Origin of the sequence: Pseudalkalibacillus berkeleyi (assembly GCF_021608225.1) — a bacterium.
Lineage (GTDB): Bacteria > Bacillota > Bacilli > Bacillales > Fictibacillaceae > Pseudalkalibacillus > Pseudalkalibacillus berkeleyi.
In genome coordinates this window covers 34,421-60,470 of record NZ_JAKIJS010000001.1, presented here as the reverse complement: position 1 = coordinate 60,470, position 26,050 = coordinate 34,421, and the positions used below count along the sequence as shown (strand labels likewise).

The window sequence follows — 26,050 nt, the reverse complement described above, 5'->3', positions numbered from 1 at the left end:
TAAACTTATGAAAATGTATATCGTTACAGCATTTGACAAAAAAGGCGAAAAACTCTACGAAGAATCCTTTGAAGCCCCGAATAATGATGAAGCAAAAAAAATCGGCCAAAAAGTTTTAGAGGAAAATAAATATGAGAACATGACACATCGAGTCACATCTCCTGCAGGAGAATTGGTTTTATTCCACAGATAAGGCGGCATCCAAAAGATGCCGTTTTTCTTAATATTTAAGGACGTATAGGAGGCAGCGAATGAGCTTTAAACCATTATTCGTACACAACGATACGACTATTCACGAAACAAAATCAGGCTCACTTTTCATCGAAGAGGTTGGTGATGCTTCGGTGGCAGTCGTTGCAATCCGTGGAGAAGACATGATGATCGTCGAACAATATCGGCATCAATTAGAACAGCATACTTACGAATTGCCTGGCGGTGGATTAGAAGTCGACGAGGAACCTATTGAAGGTGCTAAACGGGAATTAAAAGAAGAAACGGGTATTCAGGCGAAAGAGATGGTCTATCTCGGCACATTTCATCCTCAACCTTATTTTATTAATCGCTATTCACATTTATTTTTTACAAGGGACACGTTAAACTTTGGTGAACAATCTTTAGATGAAGATGAACAAATAACAGTTCACCAGATGCCTATTGACGATGTTCTCAATAGAATTAAAGAAGGTCGATTCCAAGACGGTGAATTAGGTTACGCCATCTTATTATGTAAGTTAAAAGGATTATTAAAGGACTGATCCAAACAGATCAGTCCTTCCTCATTTTATTTCATCGTTGCAAGCCATGCAGCTACGTTTTCAGCTTCTTCACCTTTTAGAAGTCCTTTCGGCATTCCGCCGCCACCATTTTTAATCTTTGCTAGGATTTGATCTTTACTCAGTTTTGCACCAATCTTGTCTAACGGTGGTCCGCTCTTTCCTTCTAAGTTTTGGCCATGACAGCCTACACAGCTTTTGTTATACAATTTTTCAGCAGTTGCTACATCAACAGTACCGTCCGCTTGGTCTCCATTTTGTTCAGTTTCCTCGTTTCCATTTGAAGAATCTTCGCTTTCTTCTCCTCCGCCACAAGCTGCTAACCCAATAACTAGTAAAAATGACAATGCAAGAAATGACAAAAATCGTAACATCATAAACACCTCTTTGTAACTTTTTAATATCATTATACTTCCCGACAAAGTATTTATAAAACATAACCCACATAAAAAAACAGGCTAGCCAAGCCAGCCTGTTTCTTTAGAAATCTACTTTACCCCATATTAATCCATACACTCTTCACTTCAGTGTAGTTATCTAGTGCATATGATCCCATTTCACGTCCGATTCCGGATTGCTTATATCCTCCAAACGGAGAAGCTGCGTCAAATGCGTTATAGCAGTTCACCCACACTGTTCCAGCTTTAATTTTGTTTGCAACGTAATGGGCACTTTTTAGATTTTCAGTCCATAAACCAGCAGCCAATCCGTACTCAGAATTGTTTGCACGACCGATCACTTCATCCAAATCATCGAAAGGCATAGCCGATACAACTGGACCAAAAATTTCTTCTTTTGCAATCGTCATTGAATCATTTACGTCAGCGAAGATCGTTGGAGATACGAAGTAACCTTGATCGTAAGGCTTCGTTCCTCCTGTTAATAGCTCAGCACCTTCACTCTTACCTTTTTCAATATAGTTCAATACTCGGTTATGTTGTTCTTCGGAAACGAGTGGTCCCATTTCTGAATTAGGATCCAATCCTGGTCCTTGCTTCAATTTCTCAGAATGAGAGACAAGGTCAGCCATGACATTGTCAAATGCCTTCTTCTGGATATATAGTCGTGATCCCGCACAACATACTTGTCCTTGATTAAACATAATACCTGAGAAAGCACCTGGAATTGCTTTGGACATATCGGCATCAGGTAGAATAATATTTGGAGACTTACCACCAAGCTCCAATGTAACGCGCTTCAAGTCGTTAGAAGCTGTACGCATGATATGCTTACCAATTTCAGTTGATCCAGTAAATGCGATCTTATCAACTAACTTATGTTCAATAAGTGGTCCACCGGTCGTTTCTCCATAACCTGTTACGATATTTACGACACCTTCTGGGAACCCTGCTTCCTCAATTAATTCTGCTAAGTATAACGCTGATAATGGTGTTTGCTCAGCTGGTTTCAATACGATTGTACATCCACTAGCGAGCGCAGCCCCCATTTTCCATGCAGCCATAAGGAGCGGGAAGTTCCAAGGAATGATTTGTCCAACTACGCCTAGTGCTTCGTGGCGCGTATAGTTGAAAAACTTACCGGATACAGGGATCGTTTGGCCCATGATTTTTGTTGCCCAACCAGCATAATAGCGGAAATGCTCGATTGCTAGCGGCACATCTGCATTGGTCGTTTCACGAATTGGTTTCCCGTTATCTAATGTGTCTAATTGAGCTAATTCTTCTTTATTTTCTTCCATTAAATCTGCAAGCTTATAAATTAGTCGGCTTCTAGAAGCAGCACTCATCTTCGACCAAGGTCCTTCATCGAATGCTTTACGTGCAGCTTTTACAGCTCGATCGACATCTTCATGTTCAGCCTCACTAACAACAGCTAGGACTTCACCATTGGAGGGATTTAAGGTTTTGAATGTTTTCCCAGATACAGAAGGTTGAAATTTCCCATTAATGTACAACTTCTTCGTACCGTTCAAAAACTCCGCGACTTTCGGCTTTAACTGAGCGTCTAATACTTTTTCCATCATAATCCTCCTTCAAATTTTAAGATGCATGTCATACTTTCTCGAAGAAGGAGGAAGATTCCTACCGCTTAACATTTTTTTAACATTCATTTTATCGAGGGATCTCAACATTTTCTGCAAGCGCTTTCTTTAGAACGTAGAAAAATGCCTTTATTTAAGGGATGAAGGTACAACAGCATCCCTCGATTTGTCTCGAAATTTGTCAGTTTTATATGATAAAAGAATTTCAAAATTTCAAAGGAATCTACCAATCTGTAATATTTGTAATATAACGAGAAGGCTGTAGAAGTCGGCATTTCAAACATATACATGAAAGTCGACCCTTTATTAGGATCGACTCGTCTTTTTAATGTCTCATAGATTGTTCGATTTGCATTTTCATTTGTCTTCTAAAAACTTCTCGCACCATATAATTTACTCCATGCTGGTCGTTAGATCGTGTCACCCAATCAGCTGCTTGTTGCACAGATTTAGATGCATTGCCCATCGCTACTCCTAGACCCGCTTGCCTAATCATTTCTATGTCATTTGTAAAGTCACCGATTACAACCATCTCTTTCATCGAGATGCCTAAATGCTTTCCGAGCACCTTAAGTCCAGATGCTTTATTTACTGATTTCGGACCTATTTCAAAGCTACATCTTGTCGAAGCTGTAATATCGATACCTTCAACCTCAGCCATCAATTGTTCCCGTACTTCTTCACGATCTTCTTCATTAAAGAATTGAATATCAATCTTTGGAACGGACATCGGTTTTTCTTCTAAATGATTGCCCAATTTCTCTGTGAATGTAACTGGATAGAACAATGGATCACCAATTCCCATTGTCATTTTTGCAACCAATTGGGACTTCTGTTGAACTTGATTTCCGACTGCATACCTTTCATGTAGGAGTCGGATATGTGCATCATAATGCTCCACAATTTTTACGATATGCCTTACTTTTTCGGCAGAAATTCTCATTTCGTAAAGTGGTTCATCAACTGTTGACGCTACTAGAGCACCATTGTGGGTAATGAGCGTTGTGTCTAACTTCAGGTCTTTTGCGATTTTTTTGGCAGATGGATAATTTCTTCCGGTTGCCAACGTCACGTAGACGCCTTTCTTTTTCACATAATTGATGGCTTCTCTCGTTGAGCGATCAATCTTGTGGTTACTTCTTAACAGGGTTCCGTCGATGTCTAATGCAAGTAGGCGGTAAACCAGGATAATCCCCCCAATCTTAAGCTGTCCTCATATCAACTGTATGAATGAGAGGAACAAAGTAGAACTCTGCAAATACAGGAATTACATATGTCGTAATCGAAGTAATAGCGTGGATTAAGAAGAAACATTGGAGGAACTTATATGGAAAAGCAACTTATAGAACAAACAGATACCCCTAGAACAACCGAATCCTTACGCAAAGATTTGCAGTTATTAGGTGTTAAACCTGGCATGACACTCATCGTACATTCATCTTTAAAATCGATAGGATGGGTTTGTGGAGACTCTCAAGCAGTTATTGATGCGTTGATGGATGCCGTTACAGCTGATGGGACACTGATTTTACCTGCACATTCTGCAGCTCTATCAGATCCTGCTGATTGGATCAATCCTCCTGTACCTGAAAATTGGTGGGAGACGATCCGTAAAACTATGCCAGCTTTTGATCCGAAAAAAACACCTACCCGCGGGCTCGGAGTAATCGCTGAAAGATTTAGGTCATACCCTGAAGTTTTACGAAGTTACCATCCGACGATGTCCTTTTCCGCTTGGGGGAAAAAAGCAGCGTATGTTACAAATGGACACACATTAGATGATGGACTCGGTGAGCAGTCACCGCTCGGTAAAGCGTATGAACTTGATGCTGATGTATTGTTCCTCGGCACCGATTTTGATACACATACTTCCTTTCATTTATCTGAACATCGTTCAAGTGTAAGAAAGGCAATATCCAAAGGTGCACCGATTATCGAAAATGGCAAACGTGTATGGAAAAACTTTTTAGAAATTGACTATGATGACGAACAATTCGGAGAAGTTGGTAAAGCTTTTGAATCTGAATTTCCTGTATATGGTGGGAAAGTCGGGTCAGCATCATGTAAATTGTTCAAAATGCGATCTTCAGTAGACTTTGGCGTGAAGTGGATGAAAGAAAACATTAAAGAGGGATGAGTAACATTATATCCAATGCAATTTAGTCAACCTATTAGGCGGGTTGGCTTTTTTCATGGTATAGGAGAGGTTGTTGAAGGGTGTTTTTATCTACTTATTCAGTTATCTGGACATTTCACGAGTTAATCTGATCATTTCATGGATTTATTCGCCCATTTCCCGGATTAATCTGACCATTTTAGTAAAATTGACCCAAGCAAACTCCATATCCAAGTATATAAAAAACGACTGACACCGAAGTGCCAGCCGTTGTACTTAGAATTATTCAATTTATTGTTGTGGGTCCTCTGGGTTACCGTACAATTCTTCCAAAGGCTTCGTCACAATCTTGTTAATGTCCTGGATCAATTGGCTTACACGTTGCTCAGCGTTCATCAACTTCGAAATCACTTCGTTTTGTTGAACGAGCTCGAAAGTTTGTTGAGCTTGTTGAGCTTCTTCTTCTGTGATCTGTTGACCTTGCATTTGCTTCTGTTGAAGCTCCACTTGCAAGTTACGGAAGTTGTCAAACATGTTTTTAGTACTTTCATCCGCATTTACTTGATCATAAAGGCTTTGAAGCTCCTTAAAGTCATCACTTTCACGCAACGCATTTTCTAAATTGTATGCCGCATCATGGACATTTTTACTCATAATTAGCCTCCTAATATAATATCTTCTATGCCGTTTCTATTAAGCACCTTTTCAACTATAACAAGATTTAGGTGAGGAAGTAAACCAATAAACCTTGTATAAAGCCGATTCCTCCGCCAAGTAATGCGCCAAGATACGTAATCATCTTCAGTTCTCTCCTTGAAATAGAAAGAACCATTTCTTCGAGACGCTGGACAGAGAAGGTCTGCACTTGCTGTCGAACAAGTTCAGATAGCTGCATCTTTTCCATAATCTGTTCAACATTATTCCCAACCCAATTAAGAGCATGATCGGTTACGTGTGGAATTAAGTCTTCTTCTAAGTAAGGAATATGCTGTGCGATTAAATCGCGTACAGGCGTATTGAAGATTGATTTCATATCAACCTGCCGGACAAGATAATCGATTACATAATCCTGCCCACTCTTTAATTTTAAGAAATCAATAATGTCCGAAGCAGGTTTTTCTTTCAATTCATTCCACTCTTGCTTCAATACGCGCTCTAGCATTGCTGAAACGGTATCTCTTTGTAACAATTTCACTAGCTCAGACTGCACTTTATCGATTAGGCTTTCATTCCCAAGAAACATATTGATCATGTTTCCTAACATACCTCGATCTGCAAGGAAATCATCCACTAAATACTTCAGTTGCTGCTTCCCTTCAGGACTTCGAACAAACGCAATTAAGCGACTCTGTATGAAATCTGTTGTCTTTGGTATGTACGCCTCTACATTATTTATGAACGCTTCTGGAACGACCTCATTCAAAGGTTTCGCTTCAACAGCAGTGATTTTCTCAGATATCTTCTGATTTAGATACGTTTTCAGCTGTCCTTCCACTCGCACATCAAGATCTTCTTGTTTTAAGAAAAAAGCACCTAAATCATTCAATGTACAATCCTGCTCTAGTTGTTTTTTTAGTTCACCTTGAGCCCATGTAACAAGTTCGTTTTTAAACTCTGATTGTTGAAGTTTCTGTTGCAGCCCCTCTTTAGTAATTAAATGATTCACAGTCATTTGCCCAAGTTGAACAGCAAGCTCTTCTCGTCTTTTCGGAATCAACCCAGGGGTAAATGGTAACTTAAACTTTCCGATCATTATTGCATTGTAAGGTCGGAACAACATTTTAATCGCTAGTGAATTCGTAAATCCACCAATTGCCGCTCCAATCACAATCATCATCGCCATCATCCAAAATAATTGCATCTATCTCAACCTTCCATACTGATGTCACCAATTTTCATATCTTACCATAGTATACGATATCCGCAAGCGCCTAGAAAAGCATTTACAAATGAGGGAGAGAAATGTTCAAAAGAGATCCAGTCCTTATCAACTTTACAAATAAGCCTTCCTCTAACCCGTATAAGATTTGGATGAGCAATTCCTTAATGACGAGTTATCACATTCAACCATCAGAGAAAATATGGTTACGCTTTGGCTCAGAACGAATCCTCGTAACGTGTGAAGCAAACTTTGAGGACACTGTTGGTTTGATCCAACTACAAGCTGATCTAGTTTTGAATCATCCCCTGCCACCTCCTAACCGAGTATATATGGCTACCTTCTCAAGAGAATACAAAGAGCTCCGCATAGGTCCAATTGTTGCCATGCTAGTTGAAAAACGCAGTTCCCAATCGAATCCATTTGGAAACATATCTGGGTTCGCTTATGAATTAAATCAATATTGTCTTCAGCATCATACTGACTTCTATTTATTTTCAATCGATGATGTTGAACAACAGCATATTAACGGTTATCGATACCATGAACATGATTGGATTCAAGAGGTCGTCCCATTTCCAGATATCATATATAACCGCATTTCAAGTCGGACGTTGGAACAATCTGAAAACGTAATGAACTTTTTCGTTCATTGCCAAGAGTATGGAATTCCTTACTTTAATGATCGATTCCTCTCCAAATGGGATGTTTTCAACTTATTAGTTGATCAAGATCTATTCGCCGCCCATCTCCCGAAAACCATAAAGGTAATCGATACGGAAATTATTGAAAGTGTATTAAATACTTACCCTACTACGTTTCTAAAACCTATTCATGGTAGCGAAGGTAGAGGCATTTTACGAATTACTCAAGCATTGGAAGACAAATACGAAATGGAAGCTTCAAAAGCTTTAGATCCTCCTTTACCAACTGTTTCAAAAGACGGCGTCCTTCATTTTATTGATCAATTTGTTCCTTGTGAGCAGTATATCCTACAACAAGGCATCGAATTAATTAAATATAAAGAAGGGAAAGTAGATTTCCGTATACTTTGTAACCGAAACGAATACGGTATATGGTGTGTTACTTCAAGTACTGCAAGGGTTGGCTTAAAGGATTACATTGTTACAAATGTGTCTATGGGAGCTGCCGTCTATCCTTTACATGTCATCTTAGAGGATCAATTTACAGCTTCTATAGCAAAGTTTATTCGTTCTAAATTATTCGAGCTTGCTATCGAAATTTGCAAGACGATAGATGCAAAATCCGATGGGTTATTTGGAGAATTCGGCATAGATTTTGGTGTCGATCAACAAGGACACCCGTGGATTTTAGAAGTGAATACGAAACCATCCAAACATGAGCGTTTATCGCCTCATAGTTCTGATATTCGTCCTTCAGCAAAAGGGATATTTTTATTTGCAAATTATCTGTACACTTCTCATGAGAATTTAAAAGTCTCGATCCGAAAGGAGTAACTGAATGTCTAATCTACATGCTATTTCAGTAACGAAGGGTAACGCTGACACGTTGTTTGTACCGATCAGTTTATTCCGCAAATGGTATAACAATCAATCATTTCCTACTAAATTGAAGTATGGACATAGATTGCATGATGTTCATGTCCAGCCTCATCCCGATCAAAAAGAACTCTACATGGTGACGGAAAGTTTACGAGAGAACCTTGCGCTATTAGAAAATCAGTCCCACCATATATATGAGCAAAATGGTATTATTCATGTCGGCCCAGTTGTAGGCATTTACACAGCAGGTTTTACGAATCATCTACAACAACCGTTCGGCGAACGTTCTAAGATGTTTGCAAAAATGTTGATACATGCACGAAAACAAGGGGTTACATGTTATGTATTCGGATCCAATCATATTAATTGGGATCGTCAAGAGGTATACGGCTATCTTTATAAGAAGACTGGATGGGTCCGCTCCACACTACCCCTTCCAAATATTATTTACGATCGCCTCCCAAATCGTAAAATTGAAGCACTCCCTTCAACTGTTGAGACAAATTTAAAGCTCCAAGCGATGGAAAATCTCCTTTGGTTCAATCCAGGCTTTTTTGATAAATGGACGGTCTATGATTATTTAATGAAGGATCGCACGATTCAAAAATACTTACCTGAATCGTTGTTCTCTCCAGATTACAAGTCTATCGAGCGGATGCTTAACCGATATAAAAATGTGTATGTCAAGCCATCAAGCGGGAGTTTAGGAAATGGCATTCAACAAATCCTGAGACGAAAAAACGATCCTTATTATTACATCAGATTTCGTCATGAGGATTGTAATCGGCTCAGGCGATATTCTAGCTTAAAACGATTGTTGCACAAGCAATTTCCAAATGGATTAAAGGGTTATATTGCCCAGCAAGGCATTCACCTCGTTAATTGCAACGGTAATGCGATTGATTTCAGAGTACACACGAATCGAGGTAGAAATGGTGACTGGGAAGTCAGTGCCATTGCAGCTAAGCTGGCAGGTACAGGTAGTATTACTACTCATATTACGAGTGGCGGCAAAACGTTAACCCTTTCAGAAATCATTCATGACCTTGGTCAATCTCAAAAGATCGTCCAAGAAATTAAGACTGCTGCCCTGTTATTAAGTGAAGCATTATCATCTCGTCATGACGAATTGATTGGCGAAATTGGATTTGATATTGGCATTGATGAAAAAGGGTCTGTTTGGTTGTTTGAAGCCAATTCAAAGCCGGGTAGAAGCATTTTTCAACATCCAAACATGAATGCGTATGATCGAAAAACCCTTTCCCTTCCTTTTGCGTTTTCTATTTACTTATTTGAGCAGAATGTTCTAAACCAAGTAGCTGTTAAACAATGATATCTTTGTTCTTTCATCAAGAGAAAGGTCAATGGTTTCACAGAGAAAAAGGGAAGAACCTCTCATGGGGTGCGAAGTTAACTTCCATCCCTTATGATTCGGAACCTAATCATCAATTAACATCGATTCAACTGAGAGTAAAAAATTCGAAGATTGGTCCTGTCATTGGCATCATGGCTTCTTCAAGGGATGGCTTACCTATTATCGGTAATATCCACACGTTTAAGAGACTCATTCGATATGTTCAGCAACGTGGCGGTCTTGCCTATGTTTTTTCTTATACCCGTTTTCAGGAGGCAAATATAGAGGGCTATACACTCCATCCATCAAGTGAGCAGTGGATTAAATTCAGAGCCCCTCTGCCTGACTTTGTTTACAACCGAATTCCTTACTCCGAACATGAAGTGAGCGAATTGTATGCTAAAGTAATCGATTCGTTCAATGACCATTCAATTCCGTATTTCAATCGGAGCTTTCTTTCAAAATGGCGTGCCTACCTTCTTCTTAATCAATGTCATGTACTCCAGAAATTCCTTCCTGAGACGAAGCAATTACGCACTAGTAAAGTGTTGCGAAGCATGTTGAACGACTACCGATCCGTAATGGTCAAACCTACACACCGGTCAAAAGGTGAAGGGATTTTCATGCTCCAGAGAGACTTAAAAGGGCGTCTGCATTCGTATTCAAATCAAGGGGAATTCATTTACTCAAACATAAATGAAGTATGGCATTCATTACAATTCGCCAATGACGAATATATCGTTCAACCGTATATCAATCGGAAACAATATGAAGGCAGACCTTTTGATTATCGGATTCTCGTTCAAAAAATAGCAGAAACATGGGACGTCACTGGTTACGGGATCCGTTGGGCTGGCAGCGGAAAGCTCACCACACATGTTCCTACAGGTGGTAGCTATCTACCAGCCATACTTGCACCATTAAATAAGGAGAAATTAAACAGATTAGCGAGTTATATCGGGTCGATCCTTGACGCTTCACTAGGTCCTATAGGTGAATTTTCAATCGATTTAGGGATTGACGAACAAAATCATTGCTGGATTTTTGAAGTGAACTCTAAGCCAATGATCTTCGATGAAGAAGATATCCAAAAAACATGGGAAATCCGTTGGTACGAACAGATTTTAGCACTTACAGGATTTGAAGAATCAAACATATTTCCGCCCTCTACCACTCATACTAACTTGTAAGGAGGGTCGAATATGACTGATAAAGGTTCACAATATGAAGGACGCGACAAATCTTATATGGATATTGATCGGATGATTAATGAAGGTATGGCTGGCGGAACTGTTACAGGTCGATATGGTCATGAGCAAATCGAGGAAAGTCTTCCACTGTATGAAGAAGAACCGCCTGTTGAACAAAAGAAATCAGACAATCAAGTTAAGTAAACTTATTTCCGTGACTGGACCTTCCTTCTCTTCTTTTTTGAGAATGAGGGTTCAGTTTTTCAATGAGGTCATTTTCCTTTGACCAACTTGTATGAGGTATGGTTATAATACGACTAACGATGAATCGATTGGAGTTAGATGATGTCTGAAATACATAAATTACGTACTTTGTTTGGACAAGAACATATCATTGAGGATACAGATGAAAAAAATCGAGAGGATTTCTTGTGGTATCGCACCGCAAAGGGTGAAGAATTCGGTGTGAATAAAGCATTCTTAACTACTGAATCTGAACAGCTTCTGCAAGTGTTCTTAACACCGTTAGCCGATCGTCCTACTGAAGAAGATGAAATTCAACAAGCCTGGTACGAACTCCTTTTCAACAACAGAACATCAGATCATTATCAAATTCAACAAGGAAGGCTCCTACACTTTCAAATTAACAGTAAGGATATTGAGCATGATTTATTTGTAGAGGCGTTTCAAAACATGCTTTCAAATAAACTCATCCCAGTTTGGAAAGACCGCTATTCTGGTGTATTTGTTGAGGGTGTTCGTGAGCCATTTGCAACGACAAACGAATTGAATGAACTTTTGCTCACAATCGAAAGTGACTTTTACATGAATGCATCCTTATTCATTGGTTCACCGTTTTCGTCCATTACAGAAGCGAAAAGTAGCTTCGATATAGAATCTTCCTATTATGATTTAATCGCAAAACCGACGCAACGTATCAACATATTCTCTCTAACGTCTGTACTACCCACGCTCCTTTTACATCAATCAAGAAATGAAGATATAGAATACTATCAAGATCAAATCATAGGCAAGGTAGAACCTGAATTGTTAAACACAGTAAAAGTATTGCTTGATTGTGATTTGAACCTTACAGCCGCATCCAAAAAGTTATTCATACATCGAAACAGTCTACAATATCGTCTTGAAAAATTTACTGACCTTACAGGACTAGATCCGAAAACATTTAAAGATGCCATTACTTGTCACCTCCTATTACTATCACAAGAAATATAATCACTGTACGAAGTGCATAACTGATTAGTCAATCTTTGTTCAACCTTCCAATATACATTTGAACCCTTCTCCAACTACACTAGTCTTAAGTAAACTTTGTACATATGAGAGGGGAACAAGATTATGGCGAATATTACAATGGATAAAATCGTTAAGCGTTATGAAAAGGACGTCACTGCTGTTCAAGATTTCAATTTAAACATTAAAGATAAGGAATTCATTGTTTTCGTCGGGCCATCAGGTTGTGGTAAATCTACTACGCTTCGGATGATTGCTGGGTTAGAGGAAATTTCTGAGGGAGATCTCTTCATAGGTGAAAAACGCGTCAATGACGTAGCGCCGAAAGACAGAGACATTGCGATGGTGTTTCAGAATTATGCACTGTATCCCCACATGAATGTCTATGACAATATGGCGTTCGGTTTAAAGCTTCGTAAATTTAACAAAAAAGATATTGAAAAACGAGTAAAGGACGCTGCACGAATTCTTGGTTTAGAGGATTACTTAAACCGAAAACCTAAAGCACTTTCTGGTGGACAACGTCAAAGGGTTGCATTAGGGCGAGCTATCGTCCGTGATCCTCAAGTGTTTCTAATGGACGAGCCATTATCCAACTTAGATGCGAAATTACGTGTGCAAATGCGTGCAGAAATCTCTAAACTTCATCAACGTCTGCAAACAACGACCATTTATGTTACACATGATCAAACAGAAGCGATGACAATGGCATCAAGAATTGTTGTAATGAAGGACGGCTTCATCCAACAAATTGGTACACCTAAGGAAGTGTATGATACGCCAGATAACGTTTTCGTAGGTGGCTTTATCGGCTCACCTGCTATGAACTTCCTACATGGAAAGCTTAAGGAAAATCGTTTTGTAACCGGAAATGTGAATTTAACAATACCGGACCAACAAATGAAAATATTAAAAGAGAACGGATATGCAGGTAAAGAAATTATACTTGGCATTCGACCTGAAGATATTCACGATGAACCATCTACTAATGCTTCACTTGACACGAGGGTAACGGCTGTCATCGATGTCGCTGAATTGATGGGTGCAGAAACTTATCTATATTCTAAGATTGAAGATCAAAGTTTTATCGCACGAGTAGATTCTCGTACAGACATCCAGAGCGGGCAAACGCTTCCGTTAACATTCAATATGGACAGATCCCATTTCTTCGATCCAGATACAGAAAAACGAATACATGAATAAGAATGGTGAACGGTTGGCCTTTATGGTCAACCTTTTCTTTTTGCATTTAAATTTATCGTATCGCCTTTGTAATTTTTAGGTAAAAAAATGAACATAATACTTTATGATTGACTTCGTTCCAATCGCTCACTACAATATAAAAGTGACTTAGTTAACCCATCTATTTTGTCGGGATTAAAAAATAACTTTCAGGAGGTAAAATAAATGAAACATAATTGGATATATGCACTTGTCTTCGTTCTTGCAATCGGTGTATTAGCAGCTTGTGGTATGGACAAGAACAAAGATAAAGCAACAGGTGATAAACGAGAGGAATTAACAATTGGAACGGAAGCTACATATCCTCCCTTTAGTTTTCGCGATTCAGAATCTAATGAAGTAACTGGTTATGATGTAGAAATTGCTCGTGAAGTGGCCAAACGACTTGGAATGAAAGCTAAATTTGTTCCTACTGAGTGGAAAGGGATGTTCGGAGCACTTGATACAGAACGAATCGATATGATCGCAAACCAAGTAACGATTACAGATGATCGTAAGAAAAAATATGCATTCTCCGAGCCTTACACAGTATCCGGAGGACAAGTCATTGTACATGAAAAAACGGATGACATTAAAGGGATTGAAGACCTGAAGGGTAAGACAGTAGGTACTACTCAAGGAAGTAACTATGCAGAAGCAGCTGAAGAGGCTGGAGCAAAGCTTAAATATTATAAAGGTGTTGCGCAAGTGCTTACTGATTTAAATGTTAATCGAATCGATGCAGCGCTAAACGACCGCCTATTCATTCAACAAGAGCTTAAAGATAACAGCTACAAGGTGAAGCCAGTCGGAGAACCATTCAACAAAAACAAAATGGCCTTTACATTCCGTAAAGATCAAGAAGATCTTGTTGAAAAAGTTAACAATGCGTTAGAAGAAATGAAGAAGGACGGAACAATTGAAGAAATCTCCCAAAAGTATTTTGGAGAAGATGTAAGTGAATAACGACGTCATTAATCTCCTTGTAAACTCCCTCCCGTTGTTACTGGAGGGAGCTCAAATTACGATCTTCTTAAGTGTTGTGTCCATTTTTGGCGCATTGTTTATCGGACTGATCATCGCCGTTATGCGAATTTCAAATATAAAAATTCTTTCGTGGCTTGCACGATTTTATGTATCTTTCTTTAGAGGCACACCTTTATTAACGCAATTATTATTAATTTATTTTGGATTAACATGGCTCTATGCCTTCACTGGTATTCAAGCTGCTATTATCGGGTTAATTTTACACTTTAGTGCTTATATATCCGAGTCGTATCGCGCTTCCATACAATCTATTTCAAAGGGTCAATGGGAAGCCGGATACTCGTTAGGAATGAGCACTGCGAGGGTGTTTAAGGAAGTCATCATGCCACAAGCTTGGCGCCGTTCAATTCCACCGGTTTGGAATTCCTTAATTGATATCGTCAAAGCATCCTCACTTGCTTCGGTATTAGCTGTGGAAGAACTTACAGGTCTAGCGGATCAAATCGCAGCCTCAAACTTAGATGTATTTTGGATTTTCGTAGAGGTCTTATTTATCTATTGGGGATTAACAACCTTGCTAAGCTTACTTCAAACGTATTTAGAGAAGAAACTGGATGTCAATCTGCAAGCATAAGCAATAGCTCTCAATTTTCTGAGCTGTTGCTTTTTTTAGTTACACTCTGAACGCCACTCATGGATAAGAAGTACATTTTCTGAAGCACAATGTACACAATAAAATACATGCGGACATTGCTTTTCCTTTTCATCGTCTGGGTATCCATCCTCCATTTTCAATGAATCAATATCAAAGTACGGACTATAATCATCATAATAATCCATCACTCTACCGCTATCTTTCATATTCCCTAAGCAAGATGGGCAACGATACTGTGCTGCACTAAGCTGGTTGCAGACAGGACATATAGACATAGCTCTCTTCTCCTTTTAAAAGTCGTTTCAGTATGGTTTAACGGAAATCTCTCTTCACCACTTATTTTCGGTTTCTCGTCCATATATGTTGTGATTAAACCCTATTAATTAAAATGTTGAAAGAAGGAGTGGACTTGTCCACCCCTTCTAAGCCATTTTATGAATGTTATTTTCCACCAAGTTGTGATTGAGCTTGTTGAACTAGACGCTTAGTGATTTCTCCACCAACAGATCCGTTAGCACGAGAAGTTGTGTCTGGTCCAAGTTGTACGCCAAATTCAGAAGCGATTTCAGTCTTCATTTGATTTAAAGCAGCTTGAGCACCTGGTACTACTAATTGATTACTTTGATTTTGAGCCATGTATCTCACCTCCTCTTGGTACACATAGTTTGCGTTATTGAGAATCGGTTATTCATATTATTTGATTGGAATTTTTTACACTTTGGAGTTTTTCATCATTGATCATGATTTTTGAATCATTCATATCCACTGATTAACAAAAAAAACGACTGAGCTATGCGCTCAATCGTTTTTTCATAATGTCTATCCGATAATGACTTGCTCTTTCGGATAACGGTATGTTTCTTTCACGATCTTTCCTCGTATGATGAACAGGAATGACAATATCCCTACTCTACCTATGAACATGAGGAAAATAACGAGAAGCTTGCCTGGTGTACTCAAGTCTGGTGTGAGCCCCATCGAGAGGCCACACGTTCCGAAGGCTGATGCCACTTCAAATATAACTGTCATTAAAGGCGCAGACTCCGTGTACATCAATACGACTACTGAAGTGCCGAACATCATGACGGCAACACTCAGTACGACAAACGCCTTTTGAACATCCTCTGATAATAGCTCTCGTTTGAATACTTTAATGGTTTGATTTCCTTTAGCAAAAGAAAGAATCGCTAATATGACGATTGCAAAGGTCGTAGTACGTATACCCCCACCTACTGAGCTTGGTGAAGCACCGATAAACATGAGAGCAGACATTAACAGCTGAGTCGGCTCAGAAAACAAATTAATATCCATCGTTGAAAGTCCACCACTACGCGTTGTAACAGATTGGAACAAAGAATAGAACAAGACTTGGTGCCATTTCTTATCCTCATAAAATAAGTTCGATTCCAATAAAATAATTAAAAGCGTTCCCACTACAACCAGTGCGAAAAATGTCGCGGTCGTAATTTTCGTAAATAATGAGAACTGATATTTCCCTTTTTTCGATGTGATATATTCTTTTACCTCTAACAATACAGGGAAGCCGATTGCTCCGAGAATCATAAGTAAGATATTGATAAATTGGACAAAATAATCGGCAGCAAATGGATGTAATGATTTACCGGTTATATCGAAACCACCATTAGTCGTTGCACTTACTGCAGCAAAGAAACCTTGGATGAATGCCTCTTGTGCGGTTTGGAAGTAATTTAGAAAATAAACCCCTAGAATGACCGTTCCAATTGCTTCAATAATTAAAATTAAGTAGAGAATTTGGATCATCAATCGGACTAAACCTTGGAGTGTCGACAAATTCTGGTCGGTCATAATCAATTGTCGCTCTCTTAATCCAATTCTTTTTCCGACTAATAACCATATGAATGTACCTAGGGTCATAATACCAATTCCGCCGAATTGTAGCACGAAGGCTAGCAAGAAATAGCCAATTTCATTAAACGTTTCAGCTGTATTAACAACGGTCAAACCCGTTACACTAATAGCACTTACTGCCGTAAATAATGCATCGATAAATGACCATTCCATTCCTCCTCGATGTGCAAACGGCAAACTAAGTAATGTAGTTGCCATAATAACTGCACCAAGGTAGAACAAAACGATTAATTGTACTGATGTTAAACGTATTCTGCGATATGGTCGATTTTTTCTCATGTTCTAACAACCTTCTACAATTTTCTTTATGGAATGAGTCTATCGTACCTAAATTATGCATAACTGAAAACCCTATTTTCTGAATTAGTTTTCCCAGCTTTTCAGAACCTAACGAACTGCTCGGTACAAATTTTGTATTAACATCGCATGTATTTAGAAGTATACTATTGGTATTGTTTTCAAAATCTGAACGAATGTTACATTCAATTTGTTGATAGGAAGATGGTTAATGAAGTTAATTTTGAAATACATCTTAGTCTTACTACCTCACCATGGCATTACTTTCCTAGTTGGTTCTTTTATGAAATTAAGGATAAGTAAATACGCAATTCCCTTATATATTCGAGCTTATAACATTGAAACGGCTACGGTTAAACGTCCTTTAAAAGAATTTAAAAGCTTGAACGATTTCTTTACTCGTCATTTAAAGTCACATGCAAGACCCATCGACTCACATAAAGAGTCGTTCGTAAGCCCTGTAGATGGCGTGATATCCCAATTCGGTCGCATTGAAGACGGACAAATCATTCAAGCAAAAGGCGTAGCTTATGATGTTGAACAGTTACTTGCAGACTCCGACAAAGCAAGCCTTTTTAAATACGGTTCATATATGACAATTTATTTAAGTCCTCAGGATTACCATCGCATTCATGTTCCCTATGATGGTGATATTACAGGCTATTCATATATCCCGGGTCGCCTCTATCCTGTAAACAAGCTTGGTGTAAGCTCAATTAATGGACTTTTTACTAAAAACGAACGGTTGTCCACCTTTTTGGATACACCGTATGGAAAGATGGCAATCGTGAAGGTTGGCGCGCTAATTGTTGGAAGTGTCCAACTCGCCTATTTGGAGCACGTTGAGCAGCGGCACAAAGGTGAGCGACACAAAGAATCATTCGAAACCCCTAAGTTCATTAGAAAAGGGGAAGAAATCGGACACTTTGAGTTCGGTTCAACCGTTATTCTTTTATTTGACAAAGATCAAGTTGAGTTTATCGAAACAGTACAAATAGGTGAATCCGTCAAAATGGGTGAGCTGATCGGATACAGATTGAAAGAACTCGATCAAAAGATCAACTGAACCTTTCATAATCCTTATTTTACAGGAACCGCTTTATCTTGATCATGTCTCGCTTCTTTATAATATTTTACGATATTTCCTGCATACTCATTGAATGTCGGACACTCGATACCAGACCCTTGCAAATCATTGATCGTATTCGTCGTATCATAATACGTTTCACACTGAAAATAATCGATGGTTTCTCGTTCGACCTGAACCCATCTCCTGAACTTTGATATCCTCAACATCCCGCTCACAAATGAGGTTGGTAGGAACCAAGTAGGCTGTTTGTTCAATAAATGGCCTACAATTTCTTTATACAGCGCTCTTGCTTCAGAAGGATTTGGATCAGTCAGATGATAGACCTTCCCTTCACTCTTTTCTAAATGAGTAAAATGATAGACAGCTTCCAAAATATAATCAACAGGCACTAGGTAAACAGGTACTCGTCCGTGTCCAATATATGGGATTGGAAGTCGAGAGAATTTATCTAAAAACCGCATAATAAAATACGGTCCATCAAACTTCACTGTCTCCCCTGTTTGTGAATGGCCAACAACGATACCTGGCCGGATAATCGTAGTTGGAATGCTCTCCATTTTTCCTTGAACGAGTATTTCTGCTTCATACTTTGTTGATTCATAATGATTTTTAAATCCTTGCCCTTCCACAAGCTCATCTTCATAAACAGTACCAACACGATCTCCTGATACATAAGCTGTACTGAAATAGACAAACCTTTTTAAACTAGGTAAGGTTTCTAACCAGTTCAGAACTCTTTCTGTTCCAGTCACATTCACAAGCTCAGCTACCTCTAACGCTACAGCTAGATCATAAATGGCAGCAAAATGGAACACATGTGTAACTCGATCCAACTCGATTCCTTTTAACCCTAGATTTTCCTTTGTAATATCACCTTGTAAAATTGTAAATCGGCTGTTCTCTTCGAATTGCTTAACAACTGTATCCGCTTTTTCTACCTGGGATGGATGAACAAGTAAATAAAAGGTAGACTTCGGTTCTTGTTCGGATATGTATTCAACCATTTTCGTTGCCAAAAATCCTGGAAACCCGGTCATAAAATAAATGTTAGCCAAGGTAACCCCTCCCATTCATTTTCATTAATCTGGAAATCATATATAATTTAAAATATACATACTGTGAGAGGTGAAGTCGATAATGCCAAATGTATGGACGCACATTTATTTTGGGGAACGTTTACTAGAAAAGACGAGAATCTTTACTTTAACTGATGAAACAAGACCTTATTTCAATTTCGGCACCCAAGGTCCTGATCCTTTCTTTTATCATAATTTCTGGCCATGGAAGTCTTCTTATGTAACTGAGGTTGGCGATCGGATTCACCACGAAAATTGTGGCGATTTCCTCATGAAGCTAATTGAATATACGAAACAACATACCCATGACGATAAGCTGGTTGCTTTTACAACGGGTTTTCTAACGCACCATATTCTCGATCGTAATGCGCATCCTTACATCAATTATCGTTCAGGAACAGAAGGCAATCGGCATCAAAAACTCGAGATCATTATTGATACCCTCCTTATGAAACGTGAAAAAGGCATAGAGACGTGGAATACACCTGTAAATAAACAACTGGCAATCGGAAAGACATTACACAAACCAATTGAAAAGATGCTCGAGGAAACGATTGTGACAACATTTCCAGATCTTCATGAAAAGATGCCAGAAGGATATATCAATCAGTCCTATCGTCATATGCAGACTGCACTCCGTGTGTTGTTCGATCCTTTAGGATGGAAAAACAAACTTCTGAAAGACCGTGTGGATCCGTTCTCTTATCAGAAAGAAATTGCTGAAGCTGATTATTTAAACGAACAACAAACCCCTTGGTATCATCCAGCCCAACCTGATGAAAAACATGATGAAACGTTCATGGATTTAATTGAGCAAGCTGAAAAGGAAGGCATCGACATTCTCAATTTGCTTAAATCGTATTGGTTTGATAACAATGAAGGGGCACGAGAATTGTTGAAGGAGAACATCGGCAATTTTTGCTACGACACTGGTAAAGAACTATCCCTTAGACTTGAGAACAAACATTTCGATCCGATATTGTAAGAATAAAACCTGAGTGGCGCATGATACCACTCAGGTTATTTAATTTTTATGTTACATTGTCACATCAGTATTCAACTGAGCTTCTTTCTTCCCTTTATCAATATCAACACGAGATAAGAAGAAAATCCCGAGTAGGAAGAATATGATAAGCGATGCGATTCCCATTCGGCTTGAGCCTGTTAGCTGACCGACGATACCAAACACAAACGGACCAAAGATTGCTGAAAATTTTGCAGATATGCCGTAAAATCCAAAAAACTCAGCGCGTTTATTGTCAGGAACCATACTCCCGAAGATTGACCGACTTAATGCTTGCGCGCCTCCCTGCACGAAACCGACCATAACCGCCAGCGCATAAAAGTGAGCGGCCGTTTCCATGAAGTACCCGAGCATAACAATTACGACGTATGTCCATAAAGCAATATACAACGCACGTTTCGCTTGTATTTTTTTTGCTAAATATCCAAATAGGAAGGCAAAAGGAATGCCGACGAACTGTGTAATCAGTAAGGCAGCAATCAAATCATTTGAACCAATTCCTATGTCTCTCCCGTAGATCGTAGCCATTTTGATAATCGTAGAAATACCGTCATTAAATAACCAGAAGGCGACAAGGAACAGTAGTAACTGTTTGAACTGATTGATTTCTTTAAAGGTCGTCTTTAACCTTTTAAATCCGATCGTGACATACGATCCATTTATCTCAGGCTGATCTTGCTTTCTTTCCTTAATATTTTTGAAAAATGGTAAAGAAAACACAAACCACCATACACCGACACTTGCGAAAGAAATTTGCGTAGCAACTAACGAATTCGGTAAGAAGAACCACGATGGATTCATGATCATCATCAAGTTGATAAGAAGAAGTAACCCCCCGCCAATATATCCGAACGCATAACCCCTAGCTGAAATCCGATCGATTTCATCCCTCGAAGCGATTTCAGGTAAGAAAGCATCGTAAAATGCATTTCCTCCAGAAAATCCGATTGTACCGAATATGAGTAGAACGGAAGCTAAGATATAGTCCCCTTCCCCAACGAAAGCGAGCAAAACGCTGGCGAGCATCCCCATATATGCGAAGAATCTCAAGAATTTCTTTTTCGAACCAGAGTGGTCTGCAATCGCACCTAGAATGGGTGCTAGCAATGCAACGAGTAAGACCGCGATTGATTGAGAGTAGCCCCAGTAGGCTGTCGCAGTCGTTTTATCAATATTCTTTGCTGCTACATCATAATAGAACACTGGCAAAACCGCTGCCATGATTGTCGTCGCAAACGCGGAATTTGCCCAATCATACATCGTCCACGAGTAGACCTCTTTCTTTTTCATGAAATCCCCCCTCAATCTCATCAACTATAGCTTACTTCATTGTATGTACATGATTGTTCATACATCTCTATATTCGCTTTAGTTCGCGATTTCACCTTTTATGTTGTATTAAAGAGTCTAGCGGGTGATGAAGATAGGTATTTGGAGAATTTTAAATGATTTTCAGTTCGTTTCTGAGGTTTTGCTCTTCATTCGAGGAACTTCTGCTCTCACTTGTGGAACTTTGCTTCTCTCTTGGGGAATTTAGTACATATCTACTACTCCAACCATGAAAAAAGACTGTCTGAAAATCAGTGATTACTGATTTCCTAGACAGTCCTCTCTTCTATTCATTTTCATTTCATACAGCTTGTGATTGTTTGGATCCTTGCTGTAATTGATACATTTGAAAATACTTTCCTTTTGCCTTCATTAACTCGTCATGTGATCCTCGTTCGACAATTTGACCACGGTCGAGCACTAAAATTTGATCCGCGCTTTTAATTGTAGATAAACGATGAGCAATGATAAACGTTGTACGTCCTTCCTTCAAGACGTCCAATGCTTTCTGAATTATCGCCTCTGTTTCAGTATCAATGTTGGCTGTCGCTTCATCTAAAATCAATATAGACGGATTATAAGCGAGTGCTCGGGCAAATGAAATTAATTGCCGTTGACCAGCAGATAACGTGCTCCCCTTTTCGATGACGGGTTCATCATATCCGTTCGGAAGTTGCTGAATGAACGGCTCTGCTCCCACATCGCGAAGTGCTTTTTCAACCGTCTCTCGACTAATCGTTGGGTCATCTAAACTAACATTTGTAGCAAGTGTTCCTGTAAAAAGGAATGGATCCTGAAGGACAATCCCCATATGCTTTCGCAAGTCCTGTCGAGTCATCTTCTGAATATCTTGACCATCAATCATAATTTTTCCGTGTTCAATATCATAGAAACGGAACAACAAGTTCATGATGGAGCTTTTACCTGAACCGGTATGGCCTACGAGTGCGACTGTTTCACCTTGTTTTGCTTCAAATGAAATATTTTTCAGCACATAATCGTCTTCTTTATAAGCGAAAGTGACATCATCGAACACGACATTCCCTTCATAACGAGGAACGGTTGTATCCGAAACATCTTCACCTTCACGGTCAAGAAGTCGAAATACACGCTCACCCGAAACGAGTGCCTGTTCTAAGTTCGCAAGCTGTGTCACAATTCCCATAATCGGCTGAAACAATCGGTTTAAATAATCGACAAATGCGTACAAAACCCCTATGGAAACCACAGTTGTCGCAGTAAGTGACGCACCACCGAAGTACCAGATCAAGGTTACAAACGCAATGTTACGCAGCAAACCTACTAGATTGTGTGACATCAACGCATCCAAACTCAGCAGCTTATTGCGGTATTGAAAATACTCCTGGTTAATCGTTTCAAATTCCTCAGTTGTCTTATCTTGTCTTCGAAACGCTTGAATAATTGGCATCCCTTGAATGGATTCATTAATCATCGCGTTCAAATCACTCAATCGCTGGCGAATAAGATGATTATACTTGGACGCATATTTACGGTACATGATAATCCAAACAAACATAATCGGAATAATGATTGAACAGATCATTGCTAATCGGACATCTAATAGGAAGAGCGCCGTCAAGATCCCGAATATATAAATGATCCCAGTGAAAAATTGAGCCAAAACCGTGACGTACAATTCTCGAATCGCTTCCGTATCATTCGTGATTCTAGATACGACCTTCCCTGCAGGTAAGTTATCAAAATAATTCACCGGAAGTCTTTGAATCTGTCCGAAAACGTCCGTCCTCATATGTTGAATGATTCCATTTGCAGATTTTTGTAGTACGTATTTTTGCCAATACGTAAAGAAGGCCGAAATCACAAGTAGTCCAAGATAAAAGGCACTCAAGTATATGAGCCATTTGACTTCAGGCTGATAGAAACCAAGCAGCTGATCACCAGATAATTCTTCTGCTGGATGCACTGCCTTTCTATCCCCTTTTTCAATTACAATGTTGTTACCATCGAGTGAACGCTTTCCATCGAACTCAACACTTTCATTTATAAAAAAGTAATCTCGTTTCACTTGAAGAATTCTTACTTCAGGGTACTCTGAGGCATCACCATCAAAATACTCGGTTCGTATATAGTGATTGCCTTTGTACTCTACGGTATCTTCACCGGGACCTTCGACTTGGATCCATGGCTTTTCAATTCCAAGAATATGGTTATCGATCATTTTCTTTGCTATGAAAGGCCCCGTCAACTCAGCAGCAACCGCTACCGTCAACATCGCAAGGGCGAAGATAATCATTTTTTTATAGATTAATGCATATTGAAATAATCGTTTTCCTACGTTCATAATTACACCACACCTTCTGAGAGGCCGTCTTCTAATTGCTGTCTATCGTACTGTTCCTTGTACCAGCCTCCGTTTTCCAATAGTTGTTCATGTGTACCCTCTTCAATCACATGACCTTCATCCATTACGAGAATCCAGTCCGCATGTTGTACAGCTGACAATCGATGCGTCGTGATCAACGTCGTTTTACCTGATCGTTCGTTTCGGATACTTTCAATAATCTTAGCTTCTGTCTTACCATCTACAGCAGACATCGCATCGTCCAACAAAAGAATTTCCGGATTGACGAGAAGTGCGCGTGCAATGGAAATGCGTTGCTTCTGTCCACCCGATAAGGCGACACCCTTCTCGCCTACTAGTGTTTTCATCCCTTGTGGAAGATTCTCAATGTCATTTGTCAGTGATGATAAGTCGACCACATCATTTAATCGCTTTTGGGATGTCTCGTTTACACCAAAAGTAATGTTCTCTTTAACTGAACGAGAGAAAAGAACTTGTTGCTGAGGCACATAGCCCAACCAGCCATGTAGCTGAGAAATCGGAATATCTTCAATAGGCACTCCGGAAATGGTAATCTTCCCATCACCTACTGGATATTCTCTTAGCAGTTGCTTAATTAATGTCGTCTTTCCGCTTCCTGTCTTCCCTACAATCCCGAGTGTTTGCCCTCTATTTAACGTAAAAGAAACGTCTTTTAAGTTATCCACTTGAGAGCTCGGGTATTTAAATGTTACCTCTTCAAATTTAATTTCCTTCGCTTTTGCAACCGGTGTTGTCGTTTCTTTGTCCTTCACATCCGGTTCATAGTCCAACGTATTATTGACACGGTCCAAAGAGGCGTTACCACGCTGCATGATATTGATTAATTCACCAATCGCAAACATCGGCCAGATCAACATTCCGAGATATACGTTAAATGAAATTAATTCTCCTAGCGTAATCGCTTTATGAAAGACGAGGTATGCACCGTATCCAAGACCAATCATATAACTGATGCCAACGAGTACTTTAATCGTCGGCTCGAATAGTGAATCGACACGCGCAACAGAAATGTTCTTCTTATAAACGTCGTGCGCTAAATTCTCAAATCGTTTATGGTCTTCTTTTTCTTGTACATATGCACGGATGACGCGCACCCCAGAAACGGATTCTAGCACTTGGTCATTCAAATCCCCGAATGAGTCCTGTGCCGTCGTAAATCGTTTATGCATCAGCTTGCCATATCTGTTCATAAGAATGGCCATAATCGGTAGCGGTAATAATGCCGCTAGCGTTAACTTCCAGCTGATCATGAAACCCATCACGAATAATATCGTAATGAGGAAAAATGTAGAATCGATTAACGTTAAGATCCCAAATCCTGCGGTCATCGAGATGGCTTTCAAGTCATTCGTTGCCCTAGCCATCAAGTCTCCCGTTCTGTTTTTCTCATAAAATGTTGGGGTCATTTTCAATAGATGACGCATGAAACTTGAACGCATCGTTCGTTCAACTAAGAATGCACCGCCAAATAATTGAGACATCCATACGAAGTTGATGCCATAGTTCGCTATTAATAACACTACGTAAATGCCGATAAATTGAAATAACCTTTCAGCCGTCAATGAACCAATCGACATTTCGTCAATGGCCATCCCGATTAACTTAGGTGGGATGACTTCCATTACATTAACGATTTGTAGAAGAATAATTGCGATGGTGTACCGTTTCCAATGCTTCTTAAAAAACCAACCTAGTTTAAATAATACTGTAAACATGCTTTATCCCCTTTCCTGCTGTCCCTTGTTTGGTTTGCTTTGTCAGCCGCCTTCCATCCGATCCATCTTGTGTACATTGTTTTTGAAATAAATAATCATCTGCAAAACTCCTCTTTTAAAATGATTTATAGAAAGTTTGATACGATCAAACTGTCCTCCAGAAAAATAAAAAAGTATGCCACTCGTAAGCGGCATACTTCTTCCTTGGTTTTCGGACAAAAGAAATATAAAAAGCTCACGCGTTTGGTGGCGTGAGCTGGATCAACACAAATAAAAAGTAAAAATAGATATAGAGGTGCCTATCGGTCCA

General features: G+C 39.3%; 25 protein-coding genes. 13 read left to right on the top strand and 12 right to left on the bottom strand.

The features are described 5' to 3' along the window. The first annotated feature begins 7 nt into the window (after positions 1 to 7). Together L2716_RS00370 and L2716_RS00365 are read left to right on the top strand one after the other, a co-directional pair. Entirely contained in the window at positions 8 to 193 is a 186-nt protein-coding gene (locus tag L2716_RS00370) for a YhzD family protein (RefSeq protein WP_236330390.1), read from the top strand. Positions 194 to 251: 58 nt separating this feature from the next. Further along, positions 252 to 755, top strand: coding sequence for an NUDIX hydrolase (locus L2716_RS00365; protein ID WP_236330387.1), 504 nt, complete (start codon positions 252 to 254; stop codon positions 753 to 755). Positions 756 to 781: 26 nt separating this feature from the next. Here the strand turns inward: L2716_RS00365 and cccB are convergent, their stop codons facing one another. The 3 genes from cccB to L2716_RS00350 form a co-directional block, all read right to left on the bottom strand. Next, positions 782 to 1,150 (bottom strand): cytochrome c551, encoded by a 369-nt coding sequence (cccB, locus tag L2716_RS00360; protein ID WP_236330384.1) that lies wholly within the window; start codon positions 1,148 to 1,150, stop codon positions 782 to 784. A 116-nt stretch (positions 1,151 to 1,266) separates the two neighbouring features. Continuing rightward, entirely contained in the window at positions 1,267 to 2,754 is a 1,488-nt protein-coding gene (locus tag L2716_RS00355; protein ID WP_236330381.1) for an aldehyde dehydrogenase family protein, read from the bottom strand. 346 nt (positions 2,755 to 3,100) lie between these two features. Continuing rightward, on the bottom strand, positions 3,101 to 3,961 hold the full coding sequence (locus L2716_RS00350; protein WP_268964000.1) for a Cof-type HAD-IIB family hydrolase: 861 nt from the start codon (positions 3,959 to 3,961) through the stop codon (positions 3,101 to 3,103). 141 nt (positions 3,962 to 4,102) lie between these two features. Here L2716_RS00350 and L2716_RS00345 point away from each other — a divergent pair, with 141 nt between their 5' ends. Continuing rightward, positions 4,103 to 4,912 carry an AAC(3) family N-acetyltransferase gene (locus L2716_RS00345; protein WP_236330379.1) on the top strand — a complete coding sequence of 270 codons (810 nt, stop codon included), beginning with the start codon at positions 4,103 to 4,105 and terminating at the stop codon, positions 4,910 to 4,912. A 270-nt stretch (positions 4,913 to 5,182) separates the two neighbouring features. On the opposite strand, the gene L2716_RS00340 is transcribed toward L2716_RS00345, so the two are convergent. Then, on the bottom strand, positions 5,183 to 5,545 hold the full coding sequence (locus tag L2716_RS00340) for a YlbF/YmcA family competence regulator (protein WP_236330375.1): 363 nt from the start codon (positions 5,543 to 5,545) through the stop codon (positions 5,183 to 5,185). Between the two features lie 67 nt (positions 5,546 to 5,612). Then, complete coding sequence (locus L2716_RS00335; protein WP_236330372.1) at positions 5,613 to 6,752, bottom strand: DUF445 domain-containing protein; 1,140 nt, start codon at positions 6,750 to 6,752, stop codon at positions 5,613 to 5,615. 101 nt (positions 6,753 to 6,853) lie between these two features. On the opposite strand from L2716_RS00335, the gene L2716_RS00330 reads away from it, so the two are divergent. The 8 genes from L2716_RS00330 (at position 6,854) to L2716_RS00295 (ending at position 14,933) form a co-directional block, all read left to right on the top strand. Then, positions 6,854 to 8,248, top strand: coding sequence for a YheC/YheD family endospore coat-associated protein (locus tag L2716_RS00330; protein WP_236330369.1), 1,395 nt, complete (start codon positions 6,854 to 6,856; stop codon positions 8,246 to 8,248). 4 nt (positions 8,249 to 8,252) lie between these two features. Further along, positions 8,253 to 9,626 carry a YheC/YheD family endospore coat-associated protein gene (locus L2716_RS00325; RefSeq protein ID WP_236330366.1) on the top strand — a complete coding sequence of 458 codons (1,374 nt, stop codon included), beginning with the start codon at positions 8,253 to 8,255 and terminating at the stop codon, positions 9,624 to 9,626. Then, complete coding sequence (locus tag L2716_RS00320) at positions 9,623 to 10,837, top strand: YheC/YheD family endospore coat-associated protein (RefSeq protein ID WP_236330363.1); 1,215 nt, start codon at positions 9,623 to 9,625, stop codon at positions 10,835 to 10,837. The genes L2716_RS00325 and L2716_RS00320 overlap by 4 nt, the downstream gene beginning before the upstream one ends. A gap of 12 nt (positions 10,838 to 10,849) precedes the next feature. Then, on the top strand, positions 10,850 to 11,041 hold the full coding sequence (locus L2716_RS00315; protein ID WP_236330360.1) for a hypothetical protein: 192 nt from the start codon (positions 10,850 to 10,852) through the stop codon (positions 11,039 to 11,041). A gap of 141 nt (positions 11,042 to 11,182) precedes the next feature. Next, positions 11,183 to 12,073 (top strand): PucR family transcriptional regulator, encoded by an 891-nt coding sequence (locus L2716_RS00310; RefSeq protein ID WP_236330359.1) that lies wholly within the window; start codon positions 11,183 to 11,185, stop codon positions 12,071 to 12,073. Positions 12,074 to 12,196: 123 nt separating this feature from the next. Next, on the top strand, positions 12,197 to 13,294 hold the full coding sequence (locus tag L2716_RS00305) for an ABC transporter ATP-binding protein (protein ID WP_236330356.1): 1,098 nt from the start codon (positions 12,197 to 12,199) through the stop codon (positions 13,292 to 13,294). A gap of 204 nt (positions 13,295 to 13,498) precedes the next feature. Continuing rightward, positions 13,499 to 14,278 carry a transporter substrate-binding domain-containing protein gene (locus L2716_RS00300; protein WP_236330353.1) on the top strand — a complete coding sequence of 260 codons (780 nt, stop codon included), beginning with the start codon at positions 13,499 to 13,501 and terminating at the stop codon, positions 14,276 to 14,278. Then, positions 14,271 to 14,933, top strand: a complete 663-nt coding sequence (locus tag L2716_RS00295) for an amino acid ABC transporter permease (RefSeq protein WP_236330348.1) — start codon at positions 14,271 to 14,273, stop codon at positions 14,931 to 14,933. Before L2716_RS00300 ends, L2716_RS00295 begins: the two co-directional genes overlap by 8 nt. A gap of 35 nt (positions 14,934 to 14,968) precedes the next feature. Here L2716_RS00295 and L2716_RS00290 read toward each other — a convergent pair whose 3' ends face one another. The 3 genes from L2716_RS00290 to L2716_RS00280 form a co-directional block, all read right to left on the bottom strand. After that, positions 14,969 to 15,229: a hypothetical protein gene (locus L2716_RS00290; protein ID WP_236330345.1), complete on the bottom strand. Its 261-nt coding sequence runs from the start codon at positions 15,227 to 15,229 to the stop codon at positions 14,969 to 14,971. Positions 15,230 to 15,395: 166 nt separating this feature from the next. After that, positions 15,396 to 15,590 carry an alpha/beta-type small acid-soluble spore protein gene (locus L2716_RS00285; RefSeq protein WP_236330341.1) on the bottom strand — a complete coding sequence of 65 codons (195 nt, stop codon included), beginning with the start codon at positions 15,588 to 15,590 and terminating at the stop codon, positions 15,396 to 15,398. Between the two features lie 183 nt (positions 15,591 to 15,773). After that, complete coding sequence (locus L2716_RS00280) at positions 15,774 to 17,123, bottom strand: TrkH family potassium uptake protein (protein WP_236330338.1); 1,350 nt, start codon at positions 17,121 to 17,123, stop codon at positions 15,774 to 15,776. A gap of 229 nt (positions 17,124 to 17,352) precedes the next feature. Here L2716_RS00280 and asd point away from each other — a divergent pair, with 229 nt between their 5' ends. After that, positions 17,353 to 18,207, top strand: a complete 855-nt coding sequence (asd, locus tag L2716_RS00275) for an archaetidylserine decarboxylase (protein WP_236330335.1) — start codon at positions 17,353 to 17,355, stop codon at positions 18,205 to 18,207. A 14-nt stretch (positions 18,208 to 18,221) separates the two neighbouring features. On the opposite strand, the gene L2716_RS00270 is transcribed toward asd, so the two are convergent. Further along, on the bottom strand, positions 18,222 to 19,286 hold the full coding sequence (locus tag L2716_RS00270; RefSeq protein WP_236330331.1) for an SDR family oxidoreductase: 1,065 nt from the start codon (positions 19,284 to 19,286) through the stop codon (positions 18,222 to 18,224). An 82-nt stretch (positions 19,287 to 19,368) separates the two neighbouring features. Between L2716_RS00270 and L2716_RS00265 the strand changes: the two genes are divergently transcribed. Next, complete coding sequence (locus L2716_RS00265) at positions 19,369 to 20,292, top strand: zinc dependent phospholipase C family protein (protein WP_236330328.1); 924 nt, start codon at positions 19,369 to 19,371, stop codon at positions 20,290 to 20,292. Between the two features lie 51 nt (positions 20,293 to 20,343). On the opposite strand, the gene L2716_RS00260 is transcribed toward L2716_RS00265, so the two are convergent. The 3 genes from L2716_RS00260 to L2716_RS00250 all read right to left on the bottom strand — a co-directional run bounded on the left by L2716_RS00260 (position 20,344) and on the right by L2716_RS00250 (position 25,740). After that, on the bottom strand, positions 20,344 to 21,621 hold the full coding sequence (locus L2716_RS00260) for an MFS transporter (RefSeq protein WP_236330325.1): 1,278 nt from the start codon (positions 21,619 to 21,621) through the stop codon (positions 20,344 to 20,346). 340 nt (positions 21,622 to 21,961) lie between these two features. Continuing rightward, positions 21,962 to 23,983 carry an ABC transporter ATP-binding protein gene (locus L2716_RS00255; protein ID WP_236330322.1) on the bottom strand — a complete coding sequence of 674 codons (2,022 nt, stop codon included), beginning with the start codon at positions 23,981 to 23,983 and terminating at the stop codon, positions 21,962 to 21,964. Between the two features lie 2 nt (positions 23,984 to 23,985). Beyond that, on the bottom strand, positions 23,986 to 25,740 hold the full coding sequence (locus tag L2716_RS00250; RefSeq protein ID WP_236330319.1) for an ABC transporter ATP-binding protein: 1,755 nt from the start codon (positions 25,738 to 25,740) through the stop codon (positions 23,986 to 23,988). Positions 25,741 to 26,050: the final 310 nt, after the last annotated feature.

What these genes read in the sequence shown, in the direction of transcription:
- L2716_RS00345 (WP_236330379.1), top strand. Translation starts at nt 4,103, where the DNA reads ATGGAAAAGCAACTTATAGAACAAACAGATACCCCTAGAACAACCGAA.
- L2716_RS00355 (WP_236330381.1), bottom strand. Translation starts at nt 2,754, where the DNA reads ATGGAAAAAGTATTAGACGCTCAGTTAAAGCCGAAAGTCGCGGAGTTT.
- L2716_RS00265 (WP_236330328.1), top strand. Translation starts at nt 19,369, where the DNA reads ATGCCAAATGTATGGACGCACATTTATTTTGGGGAACGTTTACTAGAA.
- L2716_RS00250 (WP_236330319.1), bottom strand. Translation starts at nt 25,740, where the DNA reads ATGTTTACAGTATTATTTAAACTAGGTTGGTTTTTTAAGAAGCATTGG.
- L2716_RS00260 (WP_236330325.1), bottom strand. Translation starts at nt 21,621, where the DNA reads ATGAAAAAGAAAGAGGTCTACTCGTGGACGATGTATGATTGGGCAAAT.
- L2716_RS00305 (WP_236330356.1), top strand. Translation starts at nt 12,197, where the DNA reads ATGGCGAATATTACAATGGATAAAATCGTTAAGCGTTATGAAAAGGAC.
- L2716_RS00280 (WP_236330338.1), bottom strand. Translation starts at nt 17,123, where the DNA reads ATGAGAAAAAATCGACCATATCGCAGAATACGTTTAACATCAGTACAA.
- L2716_RS00330 (WP_236330369.1), top strand. Translation starts at nt 6,854, where the DNA reads ATGTTCAAAAGAGATCCAGTCCTTATCAACTTTACAAATAAGCCTTCC.
- L2716_RS00300 (WP_236330353.1), top strand. Translation starts at nt 13,499, where the DNA reads ATGAAACATAATTGGATATATGCACTTGTCTTCGTTCTTGCAATCGGT.
- L2716_RS00325 (WP_236330366.1), top strand. Translation starts at nt 8,253, where the DNA reads ATGTCTAATCTACATGCTATTTCAGTAACGAAGGGTAACGCTGACACG.
- cccB (WP_236330384.1), bottom strand. Translation starts at nt 1,150, where the DNA reads ATGATGTTACGATTTTTGTCATTTCTTGCATTGTCATTTTTACTAGTT.
- L2716_RS00315 (WP_236330360.1), top strand. Translation starts at nt 10,850, where the DNA reads ATGACTGATAAAGGTTCACAATATGAAGGACGCGACAAATCTTATATG.
- L2716_RS00290 (WP_236330345.1), bottom strand. Translation starts at nt 15,229, where the DNA reads ATGTCTATATGTCCTGTCTGCAACCAGCTTAGTGCAGCACAGTATCGT.
- L2716_RS00335 (WP_236330372.1), bottom strand. Translation starts at nt 6,752, where the DNA reads ATGCAATTATTTTGGATGATGGCGATGATGATTGTGATTGGAGCGGCA.
- L2716_RS00365 (WP_236330387.1), top strand. Translation starts at nt 252, where the DNA reads ATGAGCTTTAAACCATTATTCGTACACAACGATACGACTATTCACGAA.
- L2716_RS00310 (WP_236330359.1), top strand. Translation starts at nt 11,183, where the DNA reads ATGTCTGAAATACATAAATTACGTACTTTGTTTGGACAAGAACATATC.
- L2716_RS00285 (WP_236330341.1), bottom strand. Translation starts at nt 15,590, where the DNA reads ATGGCTCAAAATCAAAGTAATCAATTAGTAGTACCAGGTGCTCAAGCT.
- L2716_RS00370 (WP_236330390.1), top strand. Translation starts at nt 8, where the DNA reads ATGAAAATGTATATCGTTACAGCATTTGACAAAAAAGGCGAAAAACTC.
- L2716_RS00320 (WP_236330363.1), top strand. Translation starts at nt 9,623, where the DNA reads ATGATATCTTTGTTCTTTCATCAAGAGAAAGGTCAATGGTTTCACAGA.
- L2716_RS00340 (WP_236330375.1), bottom strand. Translation starts at nt 5,545, where the DNA reads ATGAGTAAAAATGTCCATGATGCGGCATACAATTTAGAAAATGCGTTG.
- L2716_RS00255 (WP_236330322.1), bottom strand. Translation starts at nt 23,983, where the DNA reads ATGAACGTAGGAAAACGATTATTTCAATATGCATTAATCTATAAAAAA.
- asd (WP_236330335.1), top strand. Translation starts at nt 17,353, where the DNA reads ATGAAGTTAATTTTGAAATACATCTTAGTCTTACTACCTCACCATGGC.